This window comes from Bacillus sp. EE-W1 (genome assembly GCF_009760835.1).
Classification (GTDB): domain Bacteria; phylum Bacillota; class Bacilli; order Bacillales; family Bacillaceae_G; genus Bacillus_A; species Bacillus_A wiedmannii.
On sequence record NZ_WIPE01000060.1, the window covers coordinates 71597 to 74192 of the forward strand.

Here is a 2596-nt window from a genome sequence, read left to right on the forward strand (position 1 = left end):
GTCAGCTGTATTACCAGGAATGCTATATTTTTTATTGTTTTTCTTATCCTTCTTCTTCAGCCTCTTCTCTTCTTGTAAAGCTTGCAAATCCGCCTTCCATTGTTTCAACAAATCCTTTTCACGCCCCATCGAATTTGTACCCCTTGGATTAAAATGTGAATCAAATAATTAGATTCTATCTATTTATATAATCATTTAATTCAAATGACCATTTTGTACAAAATAAAGAGCACCTTACGATTGCAGGTGCTCAAATATATGAAGTGGGGTTACCCCATACTCCAATATATGCTTGTCCTTATAAAAGGTGCAAAATAAAAAGAGTACCCGTCCATTAGGTACCCTTCAACAAATAAGTATGGCGCTCCAAGTTTCACCTCATATGATAACTCGTCCCACGGATTCATCATATGCTTGCCTTATTAGAATGTTCACTGTTTTAATGTGTAATTTCTATATAACAAAGAAAAAAGCATCCATTTTGGATGCTTAATGTGTACTAATATTAATATTGAATAGCTCTATTGATAGACTTTCTAGAACAATGAATATACTAGCTGAAGCTGATCTATATCCAATATTTTTTCCTGTAACATTAATAGTAATCTCCGCCAAATGGGTTTGCACATCATCTTTTTCAAAAATTTTATCTTCAACCTTTTCAATTATTGCTACATTATCTACTTCTTTAAAAGTTTTCAGCAATTTTGTTTCTAATAAAGTAAAATCAAAATTTTCATCTTTAACCACATCAAATTTAATCTTCATTTTTATTTCCCCATTTTTAACTACTTAATATATTAACATTAATATAATTATATATATTTTTATTAAGTAATTCAAAAGTTATGTTTTTCAAAACTCCCCATAGTTCACATATCTAATGGAGAGAAATAAAAAAACAAATCGTAAAAGTTCCTCTTCCAAGGTCAAGATAACTCTCAACCTTCTCCACGCCTCCGCGTCACCGAGTAACGTTATTATAATGGGAACGCTATCCCCAAAACGTATTCTTTTTTCAAAGAACTGTTTATCGGAATAGTTTATAATTTTTACGTTTTTATTTAGTCCCCCAAAAAGTTCGCGTTTTGTTCGCGCTTTTTAGATTATTCCCAGCGCTGTAGCAATCAACTTAACCCCACTCTGCTTCTTCTCATAGAAGTATGTCTTCTTGGGTAATAGATCGTGATAAACATCTGAATCCTTTACTCTCTCAATTGTCAGGAACTTTCGTTCTACAATATTACGCTCATCCTCATCTAATAAGTTATTAAGTGCCTTTTCAACCTGCTGCACCTTCCATTTACTCATATTCCTTGAATCACGTAACTCAGGAAACAAACTGTTCCCTTCTTTCTCCACGTCATTGCTGAATCGCATCTTGAGTGCTCTGTATTCCTTTAATACGCTTACTACGTCCTTTTGTACTTTCTTATCATCGATATCCGGTGACAAAGTCAATTGTCTCTCCAAGTTGGAGTCCTCCTATTTCAAATTTCGGTTTTTATATTCACATCAGGTACGTGAAATTTTATTGTCAAACTACTGAATAAGGGCATGATGACTACAATACAGCCCCCACCAACTGTTAGTCATTGTTCCGCTATCCATTAAGCCTTTTGTAATTTACGTTTCTTGTTATTCATCTTCTCTTTTGCTGCTTCAATGTTATTCGCTACCCTTGTATGGTCCTGATCAAATTGAATCATGCCATCTATTACCGGTGTAAATCCTTGCTCATCGATGTATTGTAAATAATCAATCGGCGCTCGTTCTGTCTGATCTACTAAGTATCCATAAATACCTAAGTCTGCTCTCGGTATAGACTTCTTGCCCTTCGGTTGATGAGACATCCTTACATAAGATTGAATGACTGATAGTGGTACAACGAATACCGACTTGTCCTTGCTAAACTCAATAAGGAAGAAACAAATCGCTCCCATCTTCTCTGCTTTCTCCAGGTAATCTAGTTGATGCTGTGTAATATTCTTTAAATCAAAACGTTTAGCATTCTCTGTAGACTTCGCTTCAAACGCAATAGCTCGTCCCTTATAAACGCCATCATAGTCCACTGTACTTTTAGCTTCATAGAATCTATTTAATACACGGCCACCTTTACAGGAGTCGGACGCTTGTTTACAAGCGCCACTCCACCTCTTTGATACATTTCGTTCGCTAGATTGATAAGCATTTCAAATGCCATTCCACGGTTTCCTAGTCCCTTTGTTATTCCTCTCTTTCTATTCAAAGAATTATTTTGTTAAAAAATTCATTTCGATTTATAACCGCTATCTTTTTCTTTAATTTCCCAGTAAAATTAAATGGAAATATTTTAATAACATAGGAGGAAGCAATGAAGCATAACATCAATCTATGGTCCTTTATATGTTCTTTGATTTGCGTTGGACTATTCCGTTTATATTTTGAAATTCCACTTGAACTATTCAAATTTTTCACGGATTCATTACACATTCACCCTTTATTTATATTACTAGTTTTAGCAATAGGAACTTTTTTTGCTGGCATTATAGGATTTTCTAAGATGAATAATTGGATTGCGATGCTTAGGAGTGTAGCAACAGTCTTACTAACATTG

General features: G+C 34.3%; 3 protein-coding genes and 1 pseudogene. 1 reads left to right on the plus strand and 3 read right to left on the minus strand.

Annotation, left to right across the window (positions count from 1 at the left end; all coding sequences use genetic code 11):
- Window positions 1-489 precede the first annotated feature (489 nt).
- From GFJ36_RS11880 to GFJ36_RS11890, 3 genes and pseudogenes are all read right to left on the minus strand, one after another.
- Complete coding sequence (locus tag GFJ36_RS11880) at window positions 490-768, minus strand: hypothetical protein (RefSeq protein WP_088064890.1); 279 nt, start codon at window positions 766-768, stop codon at window positions 490-492.
- A gap of 333 nt (window positions 769-1101) precedes the next feature.
- On the minus strand, window positions 1102-1473 hold the full coding sequence (locus GFJ36_RS11885; RefSeq protein WP_157349577.1) for an ArpU family phage packaging/lysis transcriptional regulator: 372 nt from the start codon (window positions 1471-1473) through the stop codon (window positions 1102-1104).
- Between the two features lie 137 nt (window positions 1474-1610).
- Window positions 1611-2203 (minus strand): annotated as a pseudogene (locus GFJ36_RS11890) (Holliday junction resolvase RecU).
- A 150-nt stretch (window positions 2204-2353) separates the two neighbouring features.
- Here GFJ36_RS11890 and GFJ36_RS29300 point away from each other — a divergent pair.
- Window positions 2354-2596: hypothetical protein (locus GFJ36_RS29300; protein WP_242015973.1), on the plus strand; the 243-nt coding region annotated here is incomplete at its 3' end.

Bases quoted from the DNA above. Each gene is read 5' to 3' on its own strand.
- GFJ36_RS11880 (WP_088064890.1), bottom strand. From the start codon at position 768: ATGAAGATTAAATTTGATGTGGTTAAAGATGAAAATTTTGATTTTACT.